16 protein-coding genes are annotated in these 17,392 nt (G+C 61.5%); 2 read left to right on the plus strand and 14 right to left on the minus strand.

Annotated elements, in window-relative coordinates:
• The 14 genes from hisD to Q7T64_RS03435 form a co-directional block, all read right to left on the minus strand.
• Positions 1–942, minus strand: a 942-nt coding sequence (gene hisD, locus Q7T64_RS03370) for a histidinol dehydrogenase (RefSeq protein ID WP_304791157.1), incomplete at its 3' end; no start/stop codon positions are given.
• A 148-nt stretch (positions 943–1,090) separates the two neighbouring features.
• Positions 1,091–2,110 carry an ABC transporter substrate-binding protein gene (locus tag Q7T64_RS03375; protein WP_304791161.1) on the minus strand — a complete coding sequence of 340 codons (1,020 nt, stop codon included), beginning with the start codon at positions 2,108–2,110 and terminating at the stop codon, positions 1,091–1,093.
• 95 nt (positions 2,111–2,205) lie between these two features.
• Complete coding sequence (locus tag Q7T64_RS03380) at positions 2,206–2,976, minus strand: ABC transporter ATP-binding protein (RefSeq protein ID WP_304791164.1); 771 nt, start codon at positions 2,974–2,976, stop codon at positions 2,206–2,208.
• 62 nt (positions 2,977–3,038) lie between these two features.
• Positions 3,039–3,887 (minus strand): ABC transporter permease, encoded by an 849-nt coding sequence (locus Q7T64_RS03385; RefSeq protein WP_304791166.1) that lies wholly within the window; start codon positions 3,885–3,887, stop codon positions 3,039–3,041.
• 84 nt (positions 3,888–3,971) lie between these two features.
• Positions 3,972–4,700 carry an SDR family NAD(P)-dependent oxidoreductase gene (locus tag Q7T64_RS03390; protein ID WP_304791169.1) on the minus strand — a complete coding sequence of 243 codons (729 nt, stop codon included), beginning with the start codon at positions 4,698–4,700 and terminating at the stop codon, positions 3,972–3,974.
• A complete protein-coding gene (locus Q7T64_RS03395) occupies positions 4,700–6,952 on the minus strand; it encodes an arylsulfatase (RefSeq protein WP_304791172.1) in 2,253 nt (750 codons plus the stop codon). Before Q7T64_RS03395 ends, Q7T64_RS03390 begins: the two co-directional genes overlap by 1 nt.
• Before the next feature lie 38 nt (positions 6,953–6,990).
• Complete coding sequence (locus Q7T64_RS03400) at positions 6,991–8,472, minus strand: pyruvate carboxylase subunit B (RefSeq protein ID WP_304791175.1); 1,482 nt, start codon at positions 8,470–8,472, stop codon at positions 6,991–6,993.
• A 58-nt stretch (positions 8,473–8,530) separates the two neighbouring features.
• A complete protein-coding gene (accC, locus tag Q7T64_RS03405; RefSeq protein ID WP_370653247.1) occupies positions 8,531–9,913 on the minus strand; it encodes an acetyl-CoA carboxylase biotin carboxylase subunit in 1,383 nt (460 codons plus the stop codon).
• Between the two features lie 3 nt (positions 9,914–9,916).
• Positions 9,917–10,417 carry an acetyl-CoA carboxylase biotin carboxyl carrier protein gene (accB, locus tag Q7T64_RS03410; RefSeq protein WP_304791178.1) on the minus strand — a complete coding sequence of 167 codons (501 nt, stop codon included), beginning with the start codon at positions 10,415–10,417 and terminating at the stop codon, positions 9,917–9,919.
• Between the two features lie 135 nt (positions 10,418–10,552).
• Complete coding sequence (locus Q7T64_RS03415; RefSeq protein ID WP_304791181.1) at positions 10,553–11,350, minus strand: SDR family NAD(P)-dependent oxidoreductase; 798 nt, start codon at positions 11,348–11,350, stop codon at positions 10,553–10,555.
• A 109-nt stretch (positions 11,351–11,459) separates the two neighbouring features.
• Positions 11,460–12,227, minus strand: coding sequence for an SDR family NAD(P)-dependent oxidoreductase (locus Q7T64_RS03420; protein WP_304791184.1), 768 nt, complete (start codon positions 12,225–12,227; stop codon positions 11,460–11,462).
• 61 nt (positions 12,228–12,288) lie between these two features.
• Positions 12,289–13,311, minus strand: a complete 1,023-nt coding sequence (locus Q7T64_RS03425) for an ABC transporter substrate-binding protein (protein WP_304791187.1) — start codon at positions 13,309–13,311, stop codon at positions 12,289–12,291.
• Between the two features lie 28 nt (positions 13,312–13,339).
• Positions 13,340–14,146, minus strand: coding sequence for an ABC transporter ATP-binding protein (locus Q7T64_RS03430; RefSeq protein WP_304791190.1), 807 nt, complete (start codon positions 14,144–14,146; stop codon positions 13,340–13,342).
• Complete coding sequence (locus Q7T64_RS03435; protein ID WP_304791193.1) at positions 14,143–14,910, minus strand: ABC transporter permease; 768 nt, start codon at positions 14,908–14,910, stop codon at positions 14,143–14,145. Before Q7T64_RS03435 ends, Q7T64_RS03430 begins: the two co-directional genes overlap by 4 nt.
• 437 nt (positions 14,911–15,347) lie before the next feature.
• Here Q7T64_RS03435 and Q7T64_RS03440 point away from each other — a divergent pair, with 437 nt between their 5' ends.
• Both Q7T64_RS03440 and Q7T64_RS03445 read left to right on the plus strand, forming a co-directional pair.
• A complete protein-coding gene (locus tag Q7T64_RS03440; protein ID WP_304791196.1) occupies positions 15,348–16,394 on the plus strand; it encodes a LacI family DNA-binding transcriptional regulator in 1,047 nt (348 codons plus the stop codon).
• 58 nt (positions 16,395–16,452) lie between these two features.
• Positions 16,453–17,358 (plus strand): LysR family transcriptional regulator, encoded by a 906-nt coding sequence (locus Q7T64_RS03445; protein ID WP_304791200.1) that lies wholly within the window; start codon positions 16,453–16,455, stop codon positions 17,356–17,358.
• Positions 17,359–17,392 lie beyond the last annotated feature (34 nt).

A 17,392-nucleotide genomic window follows, 5' to 3' on the forward strand; every position in this document is an offset into this window, starting at 1 on the left:
GCGGTTGGCGATTTCCAGCATTTCCTGTTTGCTTTCTGCGACGATCACTTCACCGAACTTGGCCCATGAAACCGAAGCGATCTCGCGGGTCGGCAGAATTTGCAGAAGGCGCTCGACTTCGCGGATAGTCTCCCGGGCCAGTTTTTCCGAGGTCGTCAGCAACACCGCCGGCGAATCCGGGCCATGTTCGGCCTGGCCGAGCAGATCGGTGGCGCACATTTCACCGTCCACCGTGTCGTCGGCGATCACCAGCGTCTCCGTCGGACCGGCGAACAGGTCGATGCCCACGCGCCCGAACAGCTGGCGCTTGGCCTCGGCCACAAAGGCATTGCCCGGTCCCACCAGGATATCCACCGGCTTGATGCTGGCAGTACCAATTGCCATCGCCGCCACCGCCTGGATGCCGCCCAGGCAATAGATCTCGTCGGCGCCGGCCATGTGCTGCGCCGCCACCACCGCTGGCGCCGGCTTGCCCAGGAAGGGTGGCGCGCAGGTGATGATTCGCGGCACGCCGGCCACCTTGGCGGTGATCACCGACATGTGGGCGCTGGCCAGCAGCGGATATTTGCCGCCCGGGACATAGCAACCGGCCGCATTGATCGGGATATTCTTGTGCCCGAGGATCACGCCCGGCAGGGTTTCTATTTCCAGATCCTGGATGCATGCGCGCTGGTGGCGGGCAAAATTGCGGACCTGGGTCTGCGCGAATTCAATATCCTGCAAATTCTTGTCCGACAACTGGGACAGGCAATCATCGATCTCTGCCTTGCTCAGCCGGTAGTCGTCGCGGTCGACCTTGTCGAACTTGCGGGAGAGTTCGCGCACAGCGGTGTCCCCGCGCGCCTCGATGTCCGCCAGGATAGTTTCGACCGTATCCCGCACGTCTTTTGCGACCTTTTTTGCTACTGCGGCTTCGCCGCCTTTTTTCAACCAGATTGCCATGTCGGCTCCTTTCCAATAACTCGAAGATCCTGCTTTACCCGTTCATCCCGTTTTGCCGGCGCTCGCTCACGCGCTGGCAAACTGCATTGCCGCACAAGACTTGTATCTCCTGCCCGGACGCGCCGGGCAGGACCGTGCCCATAAACCCTTATTTCGCCAGGCCCAGCGAACGCTCGGCCCGGTCGAGGAAACTGTAATCAAGGTATTTGCCGATCCAGCCATCCGTATCCTTGACCAGTTCCGCCGGAATCTTGCCCTGCTTGGCGATGGTGTTCATCAGGATGCGAAATGAGGGCATGTCGACCCGCGGATCGTTCAGGATCACGGAGTCGAGCGCGCTCATGATGACCGGCGTGGCTTTGGGGTCGCCCATCTTCTTGACGATGATCTCGGCGATTTTTTCCTTTGGATTGTTCTTGGTGTACTCGATGCCCCGGCGGATGGCGCGCACGAAGCCATAGACCAGCTCCGGGTTTTCCTTGGCGAGCTTGGTCTGCACGATCATTTCCAGGCTCTCCACATTTTTGATCGGCGGCAGTTGCGCGATGTAATGCAGCTTGGGGTTCTGTGCGATCGCCATTGCAGAGGCCGGCTCCCAGCCGATGTAGGCATCGACCTCGCCCTTTTCCACCATCACCGCGATGTCAGTGATCTTGCCGAACACCCGCTGGAATTTCAGGTTCTGGCTTTGCTCGGCGTAAGAGAGCACGGCATCATGCGTGGTGCCCAGGCCGGGCACGCCGACTTTCTTGCCGTTCAGATCGGCATAGGACTTGTATTTCTTCAAGCCCACCAGCGCGGAATTGCCCTTGGTCAGCGAGACCACCATCTTGAAGTCGCCGCCACGCGCGGCAAATTGCATGAACGGTGCAACGGCGGCCATCACCGCGTCGAGCGAACCGTTGGCGAATTCAAGCAAGGCGGCCGGCCCATTGGCATAGGTCTTGCGCTCGATCCGGATGCCTTCATCGGCAAAGTAGCCCATCGCTTCGGCCACCCACACCACCGTGTAGCTCACCTCCGCGGACGGTTGGTCCGCCAGGCGGATTACTTGCAGCGGCTTGCCGGCCTGCGCGTGGGCCGGCAAGGCGATTGCCGTCGCCGACACCGCCAACAACATGCTGAGCGCGCCCGTCACCAGCCAATCCTTCTTGAATATTGTCGTCATTGTCATCTCCTGGTTTATTTGTTATTTCGGTTGTACTGCGCCTGTCCGTGCTGGTTGATCTGCTTCTGGAAAATTCTTGCCGGTTGCTTGCGCTGTCAGGCCGCTTCGCCCTGCGGCGCGCGCGTCATATTGAGAGACTCGGCGCAGTACGTGCGCACCAGGTTGAATTCGGGGCTGAGCACATTCCTCGGGCGCGGCAGGCTGATCGGCACCGCCTCCCTGACCCGCGCCGGCTTGTTGGTCAGGATGATCACGCGATCGCCCAGGAACACCGCCTCTTCCAGGTTGTGGGTCACGAAAATCACCGTGCGCTTGCGGTGCTGCCAGATGTCGAGGATTTCCTGCTGCATTTTTTCCCGCGTGTGCTGGTCCAGGCTGACGAAGGGCTCGTCCATCAGGATCAGGTCGGCATCGGTGGCGAATGCGCGTGCGATGGCCACCCGCTGCTTCATGCCGCCCGAGATCTGGTGCGGATAGTAGTTTTCAAAACCCTGCAGGCCGACCATCCGGATGATGTCGTCGACGATGTCCCTGACCTCATTCTTCGGCGTTTTCTTGATGTTCAGCCCGGTCGCCACGTTGTCGCGCACGGTCAGCCACGGCAGGTTCGACGGCTCCTGGAAAACAAAGGAAATATTCTGCTTCTTCGGATCGGCCGGCACGCCGTCGATCAGGACATGGCCCTGCGATGGCTTCATCAGTCCGGACAGGATGTCGAGCAGCGTGGTTTTGCCGCATCCGCTCTGGCCGCAGACGCACAGGAACTCGTTTTCCAGTACATCGAATTCCACGCCGTCATGCACCAGCAAGTCGCCATAGCGATGCGATTCATTCACCCGTACCTTGATCGCTCGTTCTTGCTTCATTTCCCCTCCGGATGTCCGTGTTGTGCTGATCGATGCATCGTCCCGCGCTATGCCGCCCGGCATCACAGCGTCACCTGCCAACGCCAGCGGAACAGGCGCTTTTCAAGCAGCAGCAATATTTCGTTGAGAGCGAATCCGATTGCGCCAATCAGCAGCATGCCGACGATGACTTCCGGAATCTTCAGCAGCTCGGCATAGTCGACCATCATCCGGCCGAGTCCGACGCCGGTGCCGCCGGTCAGCTCGGCGGCGACGATGGTCAGCCACGCCGCGCCCATTGCCACCCGCATGCCGCCCAGCACATCGGGCAATACGGTGGGAATCACCACATGCGCCAGGATCTGGAACTTGCTGGCGCCATGCACCATGAAGACTTTGCGGTGGATCGGCTCCACCCGCGACACACCGACATGCGTGGCCGTATAGATCGGAAAGAACGCACCGAGGAAAATCAGGAACGCAAAGCGCGTCGTGCCGGCAAAGAAAATGATCGCCAGCGGAATCCAGGCAATCGGCGGAATGAAGCGAAAGGGCTCGACGATGGCGCGGGTAGAAACGTACAGCGGCCGGTTCAAGCCCATCAACAGACCCACCGGCACCCCCAGGATGACGGCAAAGCTGAAACCCACCATGACCCGGTACAGGCTGCTCCAGCTATGCGTCCACAGCGAGTTGCCGCTGGTGTCGCCTTCGGCGGCGAGATGGATGAACGCCGTCAGGATCTTGTCCGGTGACGGAAAGAACGGCGACGCAACCATCAACGAAAGCAGGTGCCAGGCGACCAGCGCGCCGGCAACGGAGACCAGGTTGTAGAACACGGGCTTGCTTGCCAGCAGGAAGGCGCTCTTTGCCCGGGCCTTTGCCGCACCGCTGGTGGACAGCGGGCTGGCCTGCGCTACGGCTTGATTCATTTTCACATCCATGAAAGATCTCCGATCCTTGCAATGCGAATTCGCCCTGGCGCCGACCTGGCGGGGGCGGGGCCTGCTGGCTGATTACAGTTCACGGCGGGCCAGGCTGAAGGTCTGTCCGGTGGGCCCGGTAGCGGGCTGGGTCGCCATGAATAGTGCCATTGGCACCACGTCTTCCGGCTGCTTCAGCCATTCGCTGCCAGCGCCGAGCGTGCCTTCCCGGCCCTTGATGAAGTCGGTCATGACCGGCCCGGGTATCAACTCGTTCACGGCAATGTTGTCGGCCACCAGCTCTTGCGACAGGATGCGCACCAGCATCCACAGGCCGGCCTTGGAGGAAGCATAGGCAGAGCGGGTCGGACCGCTGCGGTGACCCATGCCCGAGCCAATGAAAATCATCTTGCCGGCCCCGGCGCGGCGCAGCAGCGGAATGGCGGCATGCGCGGTCTGGAAAGCGCCGATCAGGTTGGTTTCGATGATTTGCTTCCACTTCATCGGATCGGACTCGGCTACCAACTTGTTTTCGGCCGCGTCGCCGGCACAGGCGACCACGATATCGACCCGTCCGAATGCCTTGTCGGTTTCTGCGAATAACTGGGCCATGCTGGCGGTGTCGGTCACATCGGCGGGTATGCCGATGGCGCGGCCACCGGCAGCGATGATCAGTGCAACGGTTTCGTCAAGCTGTGTGGACGAACGCGACGAGCAGCAAACCGCGGCCCCTGCCGCGGCATAGCCCAGCGCAATCGCGCGCCCGATTCCGCGTCCGCCGCCCGTGATCACCGCTACCTGGCCCTGCAATGGCTTGTCCATCATTGCTCCTTGAGCACGGTTGCGTAGGCGGCGCCGGTCGGCGCATCCGATTCGAGCTCCAGGTCCACTGAAACCCGTAGCGACGATCCGGTAAAGCAGAACGGCCGCTCATAAGAAAAACTGACTGGCGCACCGGCGTCGAGACCGCAATTCAGGCCCGCCGTCGTGCCATGCGTGGGCCAGGTGCGTGGTATCGCCAATGGTCCGGCCTGGCTCGACCCCGCAGTGAGCCAGACCTGGCCGGCGTTCTTGCCGCTGCGCTCGAAACGCAGCGTGACGGTGTGCTTGCCAGGGCCAGGTGTGAAGTCCAGCGCCAGCTCGTGCTTGAGCGATTCGGAATACACGTATTCGTAGCGAACCTTGCCGTTCTTCAGGTACAGCACGAAGCCGCCGAAGTGGCTGCCCCAGGCCAGCAGCACGCCCTCCGGCTGCACGCCCCGCGCTACCTCGAACTCGGCCTGCACCGTGTAGCTGCGGTCGGTAATATCCGGTGAGGCCAGCCGATCGATGCGCGACATGTCGCCGTGGAATTCGTAATGTCGGGTCGGCCCTTCCTTGAGCCGTTCCGCCGCCCGCTCCCAGTCGCGGTCGTCGAGCGGCAATACATCCATTTCGCGCGCTTGCTGCCACCACAAGTCGACCAGTTCCCGTAACTTGGCCGGCTCCTTGGCCGACAGGTCGACAATCTCGGCATAGTCTTGTTCGAGGTGGTACAGCTCCCACTCATCGCTTTCGAAATCATTGCCTTTCGGATGGCGCGCCACCGCTTTCCAGCCGCGATGCCAGATGGCGCGGTCGCCGAGCAATTCGAACAATTGGGTATGTTTGGTCGTGGGCGCGTCCGATTGCGCCAGCGTGTAGGCCATGCTGGTGCCGTGTATCGGCAATTGCGCGACGCCGCGGAATTCAGCAGGCGCCTGGATGTCGAGGATGTCGTACAGCGTCGGTGCAATGTCCGTGACATGGTGGTACTGATGGCGCAGCGCGCCTGGCGTTGCGATTTGTCCCGGCCAGTTCATGATCAGCGGTGCGCGCACGCCGCCGCCGTGGGCGCCTTTCTTGTACCACTTCAATGGTGTGTTCGAGACTTGCGCCCAGCCGGTCGGATAGTGGTTGTACGCCATCTCGCTGCCGATCTGGTCCAGCCGCGCCAGCCCGACCGACGGATCTTCCTTCTCGTACACCATGTGCTTGCGCAGGTTGATCGCGCCGGTGGGCCCGCCTTCCGCACTGGCGCCGTTGTCCGACAGCAGTACGATCAGGGTATTGTCGAGCTGGCCGATGGTGTCCAGATGGTCGACCAGCCGGCCGATTTCATGGTCGGTGTGCTCCAGGAAGCCGGCATAGGTTTCCTGCAACCGCGCGAACAGTTTCTTGTGATCCCCGGGCAGCGCTTCCCACGGCTCGACGCCGGGGTTGAGCGGCGCCAGCGTGGTATTGGGCGGCACCACGCCCAGCAGGAGCTGCTTCTTCAGGCGCTCGGCGCGGATACCGTCCCAGCCGCCGTCATAACGGCCCTTGTAGCGGTCGATATATTCCTGCGGCACGTGATGCGGCCAATGGCAGGCGCCAAAAGCGAGATAGACGAAAAACGGCCTGCCATGCGCCGACGAAACATGATCCCGCACGTCCGACAGCGCATGGTCCACCAGATCGGTGCTGAGATGGTATTGCTCGGGCTTTTGCAGCTGGATCGGCCGGTTGTCCTGGCACAGTTCCGGGTTCCACTGGTCTGTCAGCGCACCATGGAAGCCATACCAGCGATTGAAGCCCTTGCCGATCGGCCAGTTGTCATGCGGTCCGGCAGCGCCGTAGTCGGCGATATTGGTCAGGTGCCACTTGCCGATCGCGTAGCTGGAGTAGGCATGCGGCGCCAGTACTTCCGGCACGGTCGCCGCCCGGCTCGACAATTGGCCGCTGTAGCCGGGAAAGCCGCTCGACCACTCCGCGATAATGCCCACCCCCACCGAATGCGAATTGCGGCCCGTCAGCAGGCAGGCCCGCGTTGGCGAACACATCGACGTCACATTGAAGTTGGTGTACTGCGCGCCCTTGGCGGCCAGCGCATCCATGCGCGGCGTCGCGATCTCGGAACCGTAGCAACCGATGTCGGAAAAGCCGACATCGTCAAGCACGATGAAAACGATATTCGGCGCGTTCTCCGGCGCGGCCGGCTTGTCCGGCCACGACGGCACCGAATCCTTGTAGGTCTTGCCGATACTTCCCTTGAATCCGTCTTTGCGACTGGCCATCTGGTTTCCTCTCCGGATAATTGAATCGGTCTTGCGGGTCATGCCCCGCCGAGCCAGATCTTGCTGTAGCGGCGCTCCGCCAGTTCGCGCATCAGCCGCACCAGCGGCGCTTCGAACTCATAGGTGGTTTTCATCGGGCCGGCGGCCAGCATCTCGCCGACCTGGTTGCCGGCGTACATGAAGCGCAGCACGCGCTCGTCGTCGCTCATGTTGGGATGCTGGGCGCGCAGCTTGTGCAGCGCCGGCGCCAGCGGTTCGGATTTGAGCGCAATGCGTTGTGAACCGTTCTCGACAATTTTGTCCATCACCGCCGGATCGACCGGCGACAATAGTTTGCCGTAATAGCCCAGCGCATATTTCTTCACCTCGTCCGGCACGATCTTGTAGCGCTCGCCGTGCAGCACATTCATCACCGCTTGGGTGCCGACGAACTGTGCGAAGGGCGTGATCAGGATCGGATAGCCGAGTTCCTTGCGCACCCGTGCGCATTCCTCCAGAACTTCCTGGTACTTGTGCGACATGCCCAGCTCCTGCAACTGAACCCGGAAGTTGGCCATCATGCCGCCCGGCAGCTGGTGCTCGTAATGGAAGGCGTCGTATTCCTGTACCTGGCCCAAGGGCTTGCCTTCCTGCTCGGCGACGCGGCGGAAGTGTTCTCCGACGCGCCCGATCAGTGCGTCGTCGAGATCGACCTTGTAGCCCAGCGCCCGCAAATTGCTGGCTATGTTCTGTATGGATGGCTGGGCATTGCCGTTTGCCAGCGGCGCAATCGAAGTGTGCACGGCGTCGGCGCCGGCCTGTATGCCTTCCAGGTACATCAGCGGCGCAATGCCGGTCATGCAGTGGCTATGCAATTCAAGCGGAATATTGCCCATCACCTGTTTCAGGGCCGGCACCAGCGTGCGGATCCGGTCCACCGTCAGCAAGCCGCCGGCGTCCTTGATCCAGATCGCATCGACCTTTCCGCGCTTGACCAGGTCGGTCACGGTCTTGACGTAGACCTCGTCGGTATGGACCGGCGACAGGCCATACGACACCGCACCGATGGCGCGCACCCCGAGCTTGCGGGCGGCGTTGATCGTGACCAGCATGTTGTCGACGTCATTCAAGCCGTCGAAGGTGCCGATCTCGCGAAAACCATTGGCCACCAGCCGCTCCACCCAGAGTTCGACAATGTCGTCCGGAATGAAATCGAAGCTCATGATGCTCTTGGAGCGGGTGAACGAACTCATCGGTGTCTTTTGCAGGCGGTCGCGCATCAGGCGCACTCGCTCCCACGGATTTTCTTTCAGGTAGCGCACGCAAACATCGAACTGGATGGTGCCGGCCAGGTCGATCCGCTCGAATCCGATGTTGTCCATCATGTCGGCCACCGGCAGCATGTGCGCCGTGGTCATCCGGGTGGCCCACAGGCACTGGTGCGCATCGCGCAGCGTGGTGTCCACCACGCCGATACTCTTTCCCTTGCCGTGCGTCGCTGTTGCGTCGCTGCTGCCTGCCTGCTGTTGCGCGTTGTTCAAGACATCCTCCGTTTTCTATCCTGTTGTGCTGTGTTGCTGGTGCGGCGCGCTTGCGCGCTCACGCTGTCGCCGCCTCGGTGCGGCTCGACAGGAAAGTTTCTTCCACCCAGCGTGTATTGACCCGGCCCTCGGCAAAATCGGCATGCCCGATCACCGCGCGGTGGAAGTCCACCGTGGTGGACACGCCGGTCACGACGAAGGCGTCGAGTGCGACCTGCAACCGTCGAATCGCATCCGTCCTGTCCGTTCCCAGCACGATCAGCTTGCCCAGCAGCGAGTCGTAGTACGGCGGCACCATATAGCCCTCGAAGCAATGGGTGTCGACCCGCACGCCTTCACCGGCGGGCAATTGCCATTGGCCGATACGCCCGGGCGACGGCGAGAAATTGCGTTGCGCATCTTCAGCGTTGATGCGGCACTCGATCGCATGCCCGGTGATCTGCATTTGCTCTTGGGTAAATGAAATCGGCTGGCCGGCGGCAATCCGGATCTGCTCGGCGACCAGGTCCTGGCCGGTGATCATTTCAGTGACCGGATGTTCGACCTGGATGCGGGTGTTCATCTCCAGGAAATAGGCTTGCTGCGTGTCTTCGTCATAGACGAACTCAACCGTGCCCGCGCCCTGGTAATTGACTTGCCGGGCCAGGCGCACGGCGTCGTCCGCCAGTTTGCGGCGCACCGAATCCGGTATGAAAGGCGAGGGCGCTTCTTCGATCAGTTTTTGGTGGCGGCGCTGGGTCGAGCAGTCGCGCTCACCCAGATGCACCACGTTGCCGTGCGAATCGCCCAGCACTTGTATTTCGATATGGCGCGCCCGCTCGATATACTTTTCCATATATACGGTGGCATCGCCAAAAGCGGCCAGGGCTTCGGCAGAAGCCGACTCCATGGCGTCGGCCAGTTCCGGCGCGGTACGCACCAGGCGCATGCCGCGACCACCGCCGCCGGCGCTGGCCTTGAACAGAAACGGGTAGCCGATACGCTGCGCATCCCGGCGCGCCACGTCGACATCGGTGACCTTGTCCGAACCTGGCACGCGGGCGACACCGGCGGCATCGGCCAGCCGCACCGCGGTCAGCTTGTCGCCCATCGACTCGATAGCCTCCGGCGATGGTCCGATGAAGACCAGCCCATTCTCGGCGCACAAGCGTGAAAAATGCGCGCGCTCCGACAGGAATCCATAGCCCGGATGCACCGCCTGGCAGCCCGTTGCCAGGGCTGCGGTGATCAGGATTTCCGGACGCAGGTAGCTGTCGCGCGAGGGCGCAGGCCCGATGCACACACTGCGCGTGGCGAGCTGTGCAGCCAGGCTGCCGCGGTCGGCTTCAGACACACCGACCACGGTTTCAATACCCAGCGACTTGCATGCGCGGATGATGCGCACCGCAATCTCGCCGCGGTTGGCGATATAAATCCGGTTGAACAGGGCAGGGGCAGTCACGGCTTAGCCCCCGTTGGTATCGATGACGATCAGCACCTGGTTGAACTCCACCAGGCAGGCGTTGCCGGCCTCTATGCGTACCACCGTGCCGGCGACGCCGGCCCGGATCGTATTGAACAGTTTCATGACTTCGATGACGCCGACGTTGTCGTCGGCCTTGACGCGCTGGCCGACTTCAACGAACGGTTTTTCGCCCGGTGAAGGCGCGTGATAGAAAGTACCCAGCATCGGCGAGTACACGCCGACCTGGCCGGGGGCCAGTGCGGCGCTTGCACCGTCCGCGGGTGCCGGTGCTGGTACGGCTGCTGCCGGGGCTGCGATCCGGACCGGCGCTGTAACGGGGGCGGCGATCGGTGCAGCTGCAAACGGGGCTGCTGCCGCAGCGCTGCGGCCCTTGCGCACATGCAGCCGCAAGCCGGCAAACACCAGCTCCACTTCTTCGAGCTGGTCGGCGCTGTTGAGTATTTCAACAATTTTTTGTACGTCGCTATGTGTCAGATCCATGTCGTGTTCTCCTAATCCTGGTGGCTGCGTTGCTTGAAGCGGTTGAAATCCGTTTGGGACACCTGCTACTGGCGGTGCGCCGGGCGCAAACTCCAATCAGGTGCGGTATTGCCTTTTCGTTTCATCGTGAGCGTGTCATTGCGCGGTCCAGCCGCCATCCACCAGCAGCGTGGTGCCGGTCACGAAACTCGATGCCTCCGACGCCAGGAACAGCATCGGTCCGATCAGCTCGCGCGGCAGGCCGAAACGGCCCATGGGCGTGACGTTGATGATGCGTGCACGCACCTCGTCCGGATGGGTGCGGGTAAGCGGTGTGTCGATGTAGCCCGGCGCAATGGCGTTCACACGTACGCCATGCGGCGCCATCTCCAGCGCGAACACGCGACTGAATGCGGCGATCGCCGCCTTGGCGGCCGCGTAGGGCGCGACCCCGGGTGCGGCAATCAGTCCCAGCATCGACGAAATGTTGATGATCGATCCGCTGCCGCGTTGCTGCATGTGTTCGGACAGATGCTTGCAGAACAGGAAGGTGCCGCGTACATGGACGTTATGCAGCGAGTCGAATTCGTCGACGCTGAACTGGCTGACCGGCTTGCGGATGTTGTGGCCGGCATTGTTGACCAGGATATCGACACGGCCGAAACCGGCCAGCGCCGCCATCACCGCGGCGCGCACATCGTCCTCGGCGCTGACATCGCCGCCCAGGCTCATGGTCTTGCGGCCGCTGCCAGCGGCGATTTCGTCGGCGCAGGCGCGGGCTTTGGCGGCGTCCTGGTCGACGATCACGATATCGGCGCCATTGCATGCCATGCCCCAGGCCATTGCCCGGCCCAAACCGGAGCCGGCGCCGGTCACCATGGCCACTTTGCCCGACAGGTCGTGTAGTTGCCGGACCTCGTTGGCGGGGGGTAGCATTGTCAAAGAATCGCTCATCTGTTTCACTTGGTCTGGTTGGGTTTGCTTGCTGGTTCTTGATTACAGGGTTTGCTGGCTGGCCTCTTTGCCGGACTTGCCCGGCCCCCGGCCGGCATCGGTGTCGGCGTCAATAAACCGCCCGCCCGCCGCTGACGTCGTAACAGGCGCCGGTCACGAACGCGGCCTGGTCCGACAGCAGGAAGTTGATGACATTGGCGACCTCGTCGGCACTGGCGGCGCGGCCCATCGGAATGCGGCTGATGGAGTCCTCCACGAACCAGGCGGGCATCGCGTTCTGCATGCCGGTTGAACTGATCAATGAAGGCGACACGCAATTGACCCGGATTCCCAGCGGCGCTAGTTCCTTCGCCCATGATTTCGTGAACCCAATCACGGCCGCTTTGGACGATGCATAAATTGACATGTTCTTCGGCCCGTCCTTGCCGGCGACCGAGGCCAGCGACACGATCGAGCCGGACTTGCGCTCCAGCATGTGACGCACCACCAGCCGGGTGGCGGTGAACACCGCCTTGACGTTGAGGTCGTACACCATGGCCACTTCTTCCGACGTCAGCTCCCACAAGGGCTTGATCGGGCCCAGCACGCCGGCGTTGTTGACCAGGTAATCGATGCGGCCGAAGCGCTCCATGGTCGCCGCCACCATTTGCTCCAGCGCGGCGTCGCTGCCGACATCCGTGCCCAGCGCCAGCGTCTGCACGCCCATCGCACCCAGCATCGTTGCCGCAGCCTGCGCTGCATTCAGGTCGCGGTCGGCGACCACGACGTCGATCCCGTCCTGGGCCAGCCTGGTGCAAATGGCCAGGCCGACTCCCGTTGCGCCGCCGGTTACGATCGCGACCCGTCCTCCCGCCAGGGATGCATCCTTGTCTTTCATGTTTTCTCCGAAGGTTAAGCTTCAGGCCAGGCGCGATGCGCCTGGCCGCTGCTGCCTGGCGTCAGGCTTTGCGTTTCTTCATGACGTCGGCGTACAGGCTGGTATCGAAATACTTGTCTGCATAAATGGCCTTCTCGATTGCGCCGATATTGACGTTGAACTGCGTGACCTGGTTGAGCCACTTGGCGGCGGTGCCGTCGGCGTACAGCTTTGCCCATTCTTGCGTCGAATAGAATTTCGCCGCGTTGTACATTTCGTCGACGTCATCCCGCTTGAGGTTGGCGTAGTAGGACTTGTGCAGGATATCCAGCGCTTCTTGCGGCTTGGCCATGATGTAGTCGTTGGCGATGGTCCAGGCCGAAATCACGCGGCGCAGCGCGTCCTTGTTCTTGTCATGGAAATCATTGCGAGCGGCCCAGCCGTCGACGATCCAGGCTTGCGGCATCTTGCCGGCGTCGAACAGCTTTTTGGCGGTCGGCATTTTTGCCTTGATCGCGGTGTTGAACGGTACCCATGTGGCGACGGCCGGCGCTGCCCCGGCGATGAAGGACGTGACGGCGTCGCCCATGCGTTGGTTGATGATCTCCACGTCCTTGGCGGAATCCAGTCCTACCGTCTTCAGGCCTTCATGCAGGCACAGGTGCGCGGTGGTGCCGCGGGTGGTGACGACCTTCTTGCCCTTGAGGTCGGCGATGGTGTTGATGCCGGCGCCGCCGTTGACCCAGACCTGGCCGACAGACTGCTCAATATTATTGAGCAGGAAGACCTTGCCCTGGTTGCGTGCAGGGAAGTTCGACAGTACGCCACCGGTCGTCAGCACGTCGAGGCTGCCGCCGATCATTGCCTGGAAAATCTCCACGCCCGAATTGAATTCACGCAGCTCGACCTCAAGCCCTTCTTTCTCGAAGGCGCCCAGATGCTTGGCGATCCACATATGGCCGTCCACGCTCAGTACGTGCAGGTAGCCGATGCGGATCTTGGTCTTTGGCTGGGCGATCACCAGGCCAGGCGCCAGGCCGCCGAATGCGACGGCGGAACCTAGTGCGGCGTTGAATTTGCGGCGATTGATATTGATCTTGTTCATGACGGTCTCCTCATATGGTTTTTTGGCCCTACACGCCTACGGATTGCAACTTCTGCTGTGCTGCGTACTGCTGCATTACCAGTTCATGGATTTCCTGCTGCAGGTTCACGAACTCGGGAGTCCTGAGCAATTCCGGGCGCCGAGGATACGGGAAGGGGACTTCGATGATGCGCTGGATACGCGTGGGCCTGGCCGTGGCCACCACGATGCGCGACGACAGGTACAGGGCTTCCTCGACCGAGTGCGTAATCAGCATCACGGTCTTGCCTTCTGTTTCCAGCGCATGCAACAGCAGGTCATGCATCGCGCTGCGGGTCTGCGCATCGAGCGCGCCGAAGGGCTCATCCATCAACAGGAATTCCGGCTTGACCGCATAGCTGCGCGCTAAGGCAACGCGCTGCTTCATGCCGCCGGAGAGGGTCTTCGGATAAGCCTTCTCAAAGCCCTTGAGTCCCATCATATTGATGTAGTGCGCGACCAGTTTTGCGCGCTCGTCCGACGGCAGGCGCTTTCTCTTGAGCGTCAGGCCGAACGCAATGTTTTCTTCCACCGTCAGCCACGGGAAAACACCGTAGTCCTGGAAGATCACGCCGCGTTCCGCATCCGGGCCGGTGATGGAACGTCCATCCAGCGTCACCGTGCCCTGATCCTGGTGCTGGAAGCCGGCGACGATATTGAGCAGTGTCGTCTTGCCGCAACCCGAGGGTCCGATGATGGAAATGAATTCGCCGTCATGGACTGTCAGCGACACATCGCTCAGTACCGTCAGGGGTCCGTGATCGGTCTTGAAGGTCTTGTTCAGGTGCTCGATGACGATGCGTGGCTTGCCGTTCATGATGTCATCCTGTCTTGCCAGCGGACGGCACGGGCCGTCACCATTCTCAAAATCGCGTCCATGAAGACGGCAATCGCGCCAATGCTGATGATCCCGACATAGACGGTGTCGATCTGAAAATAATTGGAGGCGTTCTGGATTACCGCACCCAGGCCCCGTTGGGCTGCAACCAGTTCCGACGCCACCAGCGTCGCCCAGGAAACGCCGAGCGCCACCCGCAACGCGGTCAGGATGTGCGGCACCGAAAGCGGCACGATCACGCGCCAGAAAATTTCGAAGTCGCTGGCGCCAAGGGTGCGGGCAACCCGGATGAATACCGGGTTGGTCTGCACGATCCCTTCATACATCACGATCACGCTGGCGAAAAACGCCGCGTAGAACAACATCACGGTCTTGGCCAGTTCATCGATGCCGAAGTACACGATGATCAGCGGGATCAGGGCAATGGGCGGCAGCGAGCGGAAGAAGTTGATCATCGGATCGACCAGGCGGCGCGCCGGTTTGTACCAGCCGAGCAGGAACGCCGCCGGGACTGCCGCCGTGATGCCAAGCGCCAGGCCGGAAAGCACCCTGCGGCAAGACACCAGCATGTCGATCCAGAGGTCATTGACCGTCATCAGCACCACGAATTTCTTTGCCACGACATGGGGCAAGGGGACCAGGGCTTCATTGACCAGGCCGGTCAGCGGTATCAGGTACCAGACCGTCAGGATCAATGTCCAGGGGAACAGCAGGTAGAGCACTTTTAATCCGAATCTCTTCATATCCTCACGGCCTGACACAGTGTGTTGAACGGATGCGCCAATTGCCGGCGCCGTCGAAAGGTACTGTCAAGAAAATTTGGGCGAAGAGATGTCTCCCTCTTTCTATGTCCCCGCTTTGTTTTTGCTGTGCTTGTTCTGAAAGCGGGCTCTGTTGTGAACGAACAATAAAGCAGATTTCCTGCTTGTTGCAGAATATTTCATGAAAAGTTTATGCAAGCGACGCATTCGCAAGCCTGGTCTGGCGACTGCTCCGCTTGATCCCGGTTCCAGAATGGGCGTGACGCCGTTCAAATGACAGTCAGGCTGCCCGTTTTTTTCTTCCCGCTTCCTATTTTTTACTATCTTGCGAGGGTGCAATAGCGTACATTGCATGCAGGTTGCCGTGCATATTCATGCAATATCTATGCAATAAAATTCCAAAGCTCACGAGGTAGCGCATGCCTTCTGCTCACCGCAAGAAAACCGGCGCCCGCGCCGCGACGCTCGGCGATGTGGCCATTGCCGCAGGCGTCTCGGCGTCGACCGCGTCGCGCGCACTGTCCGGCAATACGGCCATCAGCCTGGAAACGCGCGAAGCCGTCGAGGCGGCCGCCCGCCAGGTGGGATACCGGCTGCGCATACAAGGCGCCCGGGCGCGCAAGTCGGCCACCAAGATTGTCGGGGTGGTGGTTGGCGGGCTCGATAACTGGTTCATGCCCACGCTGCTTGAGCACTTGCACAATGCCTTTCGCGAATCGGGTTACCACATCACGCTGATCATCGACTCGATGAGCGAGTCGAGCAGCCTGCAAACGCTGCGCCCGCTGATCGACGGTTTCCTGGACGGACTCATCTTTGCCACTGCCAACCTGGATTCGCCGGTGGTCGCCGAGATCAAAAAGCGCGGCATTCCATTGGTGCTGGTGGTTCGTTCGGTCGATGAATCGGGGGTCGATACCGTCGTGGTCGACAACAAGCACGCCGCCGTCGAGGCGGCGCGCCACCTTTATGAATTGGGCCACCGCGACATCGGCATGGTGATGGGGCCGCGCAATACATCGACCACGCGCGACCGCAGTGCCGGCGCACTGGCCTGGCTGGAAGAAAATGGTATCCCGCGCAGCGACGTGCCGATTATTTTTGGCGACTACACGACTGAAAGCGGCTATTCCAATACGCTTTCGCTGCTGTCGCAGTCAAAGCGGCTAACTGCCATCATTGCCGGCAATGACACGATCGCGCTGGGCGTTTTGAGCGCAGCAAAGCGCAGCGGGATTGCGGTGCCGGAGCGCTTGTCCGTGATCAGTTTCGACGACATTCCGCTGGCCGGGTCGCCGTTGGTGTCGCTCACCACCATCCGGCAGCCGGTCGCTGTGATGGCGCGCACGGCGGCGCGACGGCTGCTCGAACTGATCCGCGACAGGAATTTCACGCCGGCGTCAATGGACGTCCTACCGATCCAGCTGATCCAGCGCGGGACGACTGGGAAAGCGCCACTGCGATAAGCAGGCCACCACTACCGCCGCCCATGGTCCGACCCGCCCCCAGACGTCCCGCATCATCATGGATCTGAAACAGTTGGCGTTCTTTGTACTGGCCGCGGAACTGGGCAGCCTTTCGCGTGCAGCGGCGGCGCTGGGCATCGCGCAATCTGCAATGAGCAGGAATGTGTCCGCACTGGAGAGTGAATTGAGCGGGCGGCTTTTTTACCGCACCGGGCGTGGCATGAGCCTGACGGAGCTGGGCGAAGAATTACTGCCCAAGGCGCGCCTTGTGCTGGGCGGGGCGCGGGGACTGGTCGACGACGCACAGGCGTTGATGAGCGCGCCGCGCGGCATCGTCAACATCGGACTGGTTCCGTCCGTATCCGAGGCATTGGTGGGGCGCTTGTTCAACCAGGTGCAGCAGCAGTTTCCGGCGATCCAGTTGCGCATACATGACGCTTACAGCGGCGATATCAATGAATGGCTGGCATCCGGCAAGATTGATATTGGCATCTCGAATATCTACCGAACCGGCGGCCGGCTCGACAATCCCCTGTTCGAAAGCAAGCTGCTGCTGGTGGCTCCGGCCGGCGATCCGCTGGCCACCTGGAGCTCGCTGAAGTTTGAAAGCGTGGTCCGGTTGCCGCTAGTCTTGCCGATCCGGCCCAACGCATTGCGCGGCGCGCTCGACGATGCCGCAAAACAGATCGGCATGTCGATAAAGCCACACCTGGAAGTCAGTTCATCCGTGGCGCTGAAATCGGCCATCATCCACAGCGGACTCTACAGCGTGATGCCTTTGCACCTGATCATCCAGGAAGTAAAGCGCGGCATCGTGGTGGCGGTCCCCATTACCAATCCGACGTTACCGCAGACCCTGTTCCTTTCGACCAACAAGAGTCATGCACTGTCGGTCGCGGCGCGGGCGATCCTGCGCATGTTGCCAACGGTGGTCAAGGACGCGCTGAAGGCACACCTGGCATAGCACGCGGGGAGGTTTGCGCCACCCGTGCGTTCGG

It is taken from the genome of Lacisediminimonas sp. (assembly GCF_030645335.1).
GTDB lineage: Bacteria > Pseudomonadota > Gammaproteobacteria > Burkholderiales > Burkholderiaceae_D > Lacisediminimonas.

What these genes read in the sequence shown, in the direction of transcription:
- Q7T64_RS03415 (WP_304791181.1), bottom strand. Translation starts at nt 11,350, where the DNA reads ATGAGCGATTCTTTGACAATGCTACCCCCCGCCAACGAGGTCCGGCAA.
- Q7T64_RS03425 (WP_304791187.1), bottom strand. Translation starts at nt 13,311, where the DNA reads ATGAACAAGATCAATATCAATCGCCGCAAATTCAACGCCGCACTAGGT.
- Q7T64_RS03420 (WP_304791184.1), bottom strand. Translation starts at nt 12,227, where the DNA reads ATGAAAGACAAGGATGCATCCCTGGCGGGAGGACGGGTCGCGATCGTA.
- Q7T64_RS03375 (WP_304791161.1), bottom strand. Translation starts at nt 2,110, where the DNA reads ATGACGACAATATTCAAGAAGGATTGGCTGGTGACGGGCGCGCTCAGC.
- Q7T64_RS03380 (WP_304791164.1), bottom strand. Translation starts at nt 2,976, where the DNA reads ATGAAGCAAGAACGAGCGATCAAGGTACGGGTGAATGAATCGCATCGC.
- Q7T64_RS03430 (WP_304791190.1), bottom strand. Translation starts at nt 14,146, where the DNA reads ATGAACGGCAAGCCACGCATCGTCATCGAGCACCTGAACAAGACCTTC.
- Q7T64_RS03395 (WP_304791172.1), bottom strand. Translation starts at nt 6,952, where the DNA reads ATGGCCAGTCGCAAAGACGGATTCAAGGGAAGTATCGGCAAGACCTAC.
- Q7T64_RS03390 (WP_304791169.1), bottom strand. Translation starts at nt 4,700, where the DNA reads ATGGACAAGCCATTGCAGGGCCAGGTAGCGGTGATCACGGGCGGCGGA.
- Q7T64_RS03435 (WP_304791193.1), bottom strand. Translation starts at nt 14,910, where the DNA reads ATGAAGAGATTCGGATTAAAAGTGCTCTACCTGCTGTTCCCCTGGACA.
- accB (WP_304791178.1), bottom strand. Translation starts at nt 10,417, where the DNA reads ATGGATCTGACACATAGCGACGTACAAAAAATTGTTGAAATACTCAAC.
- Q7T64_RS03385 (WP_304791166.1), bottom strand. Translation starts at nt 3,887, where the DNA reads ATGAATCAAGCCGTAGCGCAGGCCAGCCCGCTGTCCACCAGCGGTGCG.
- Q7T64_RS03440 (WP_304791196.1), top strand. Translation starts at nt 15,348, where the DNA reads ATGCCTTCTGCTCACCGCAAGAAAACCGGCGCCCGCGCCGCGACGCTC.
- Q7T64_RS03445 (WP_304791200.1), top strand. Translation starts at nt 16,453, where the DNA reads ATGGATCTGAAACAGTTGGCGTTCTTTGTACTGGCCGCGGAACTGGGC.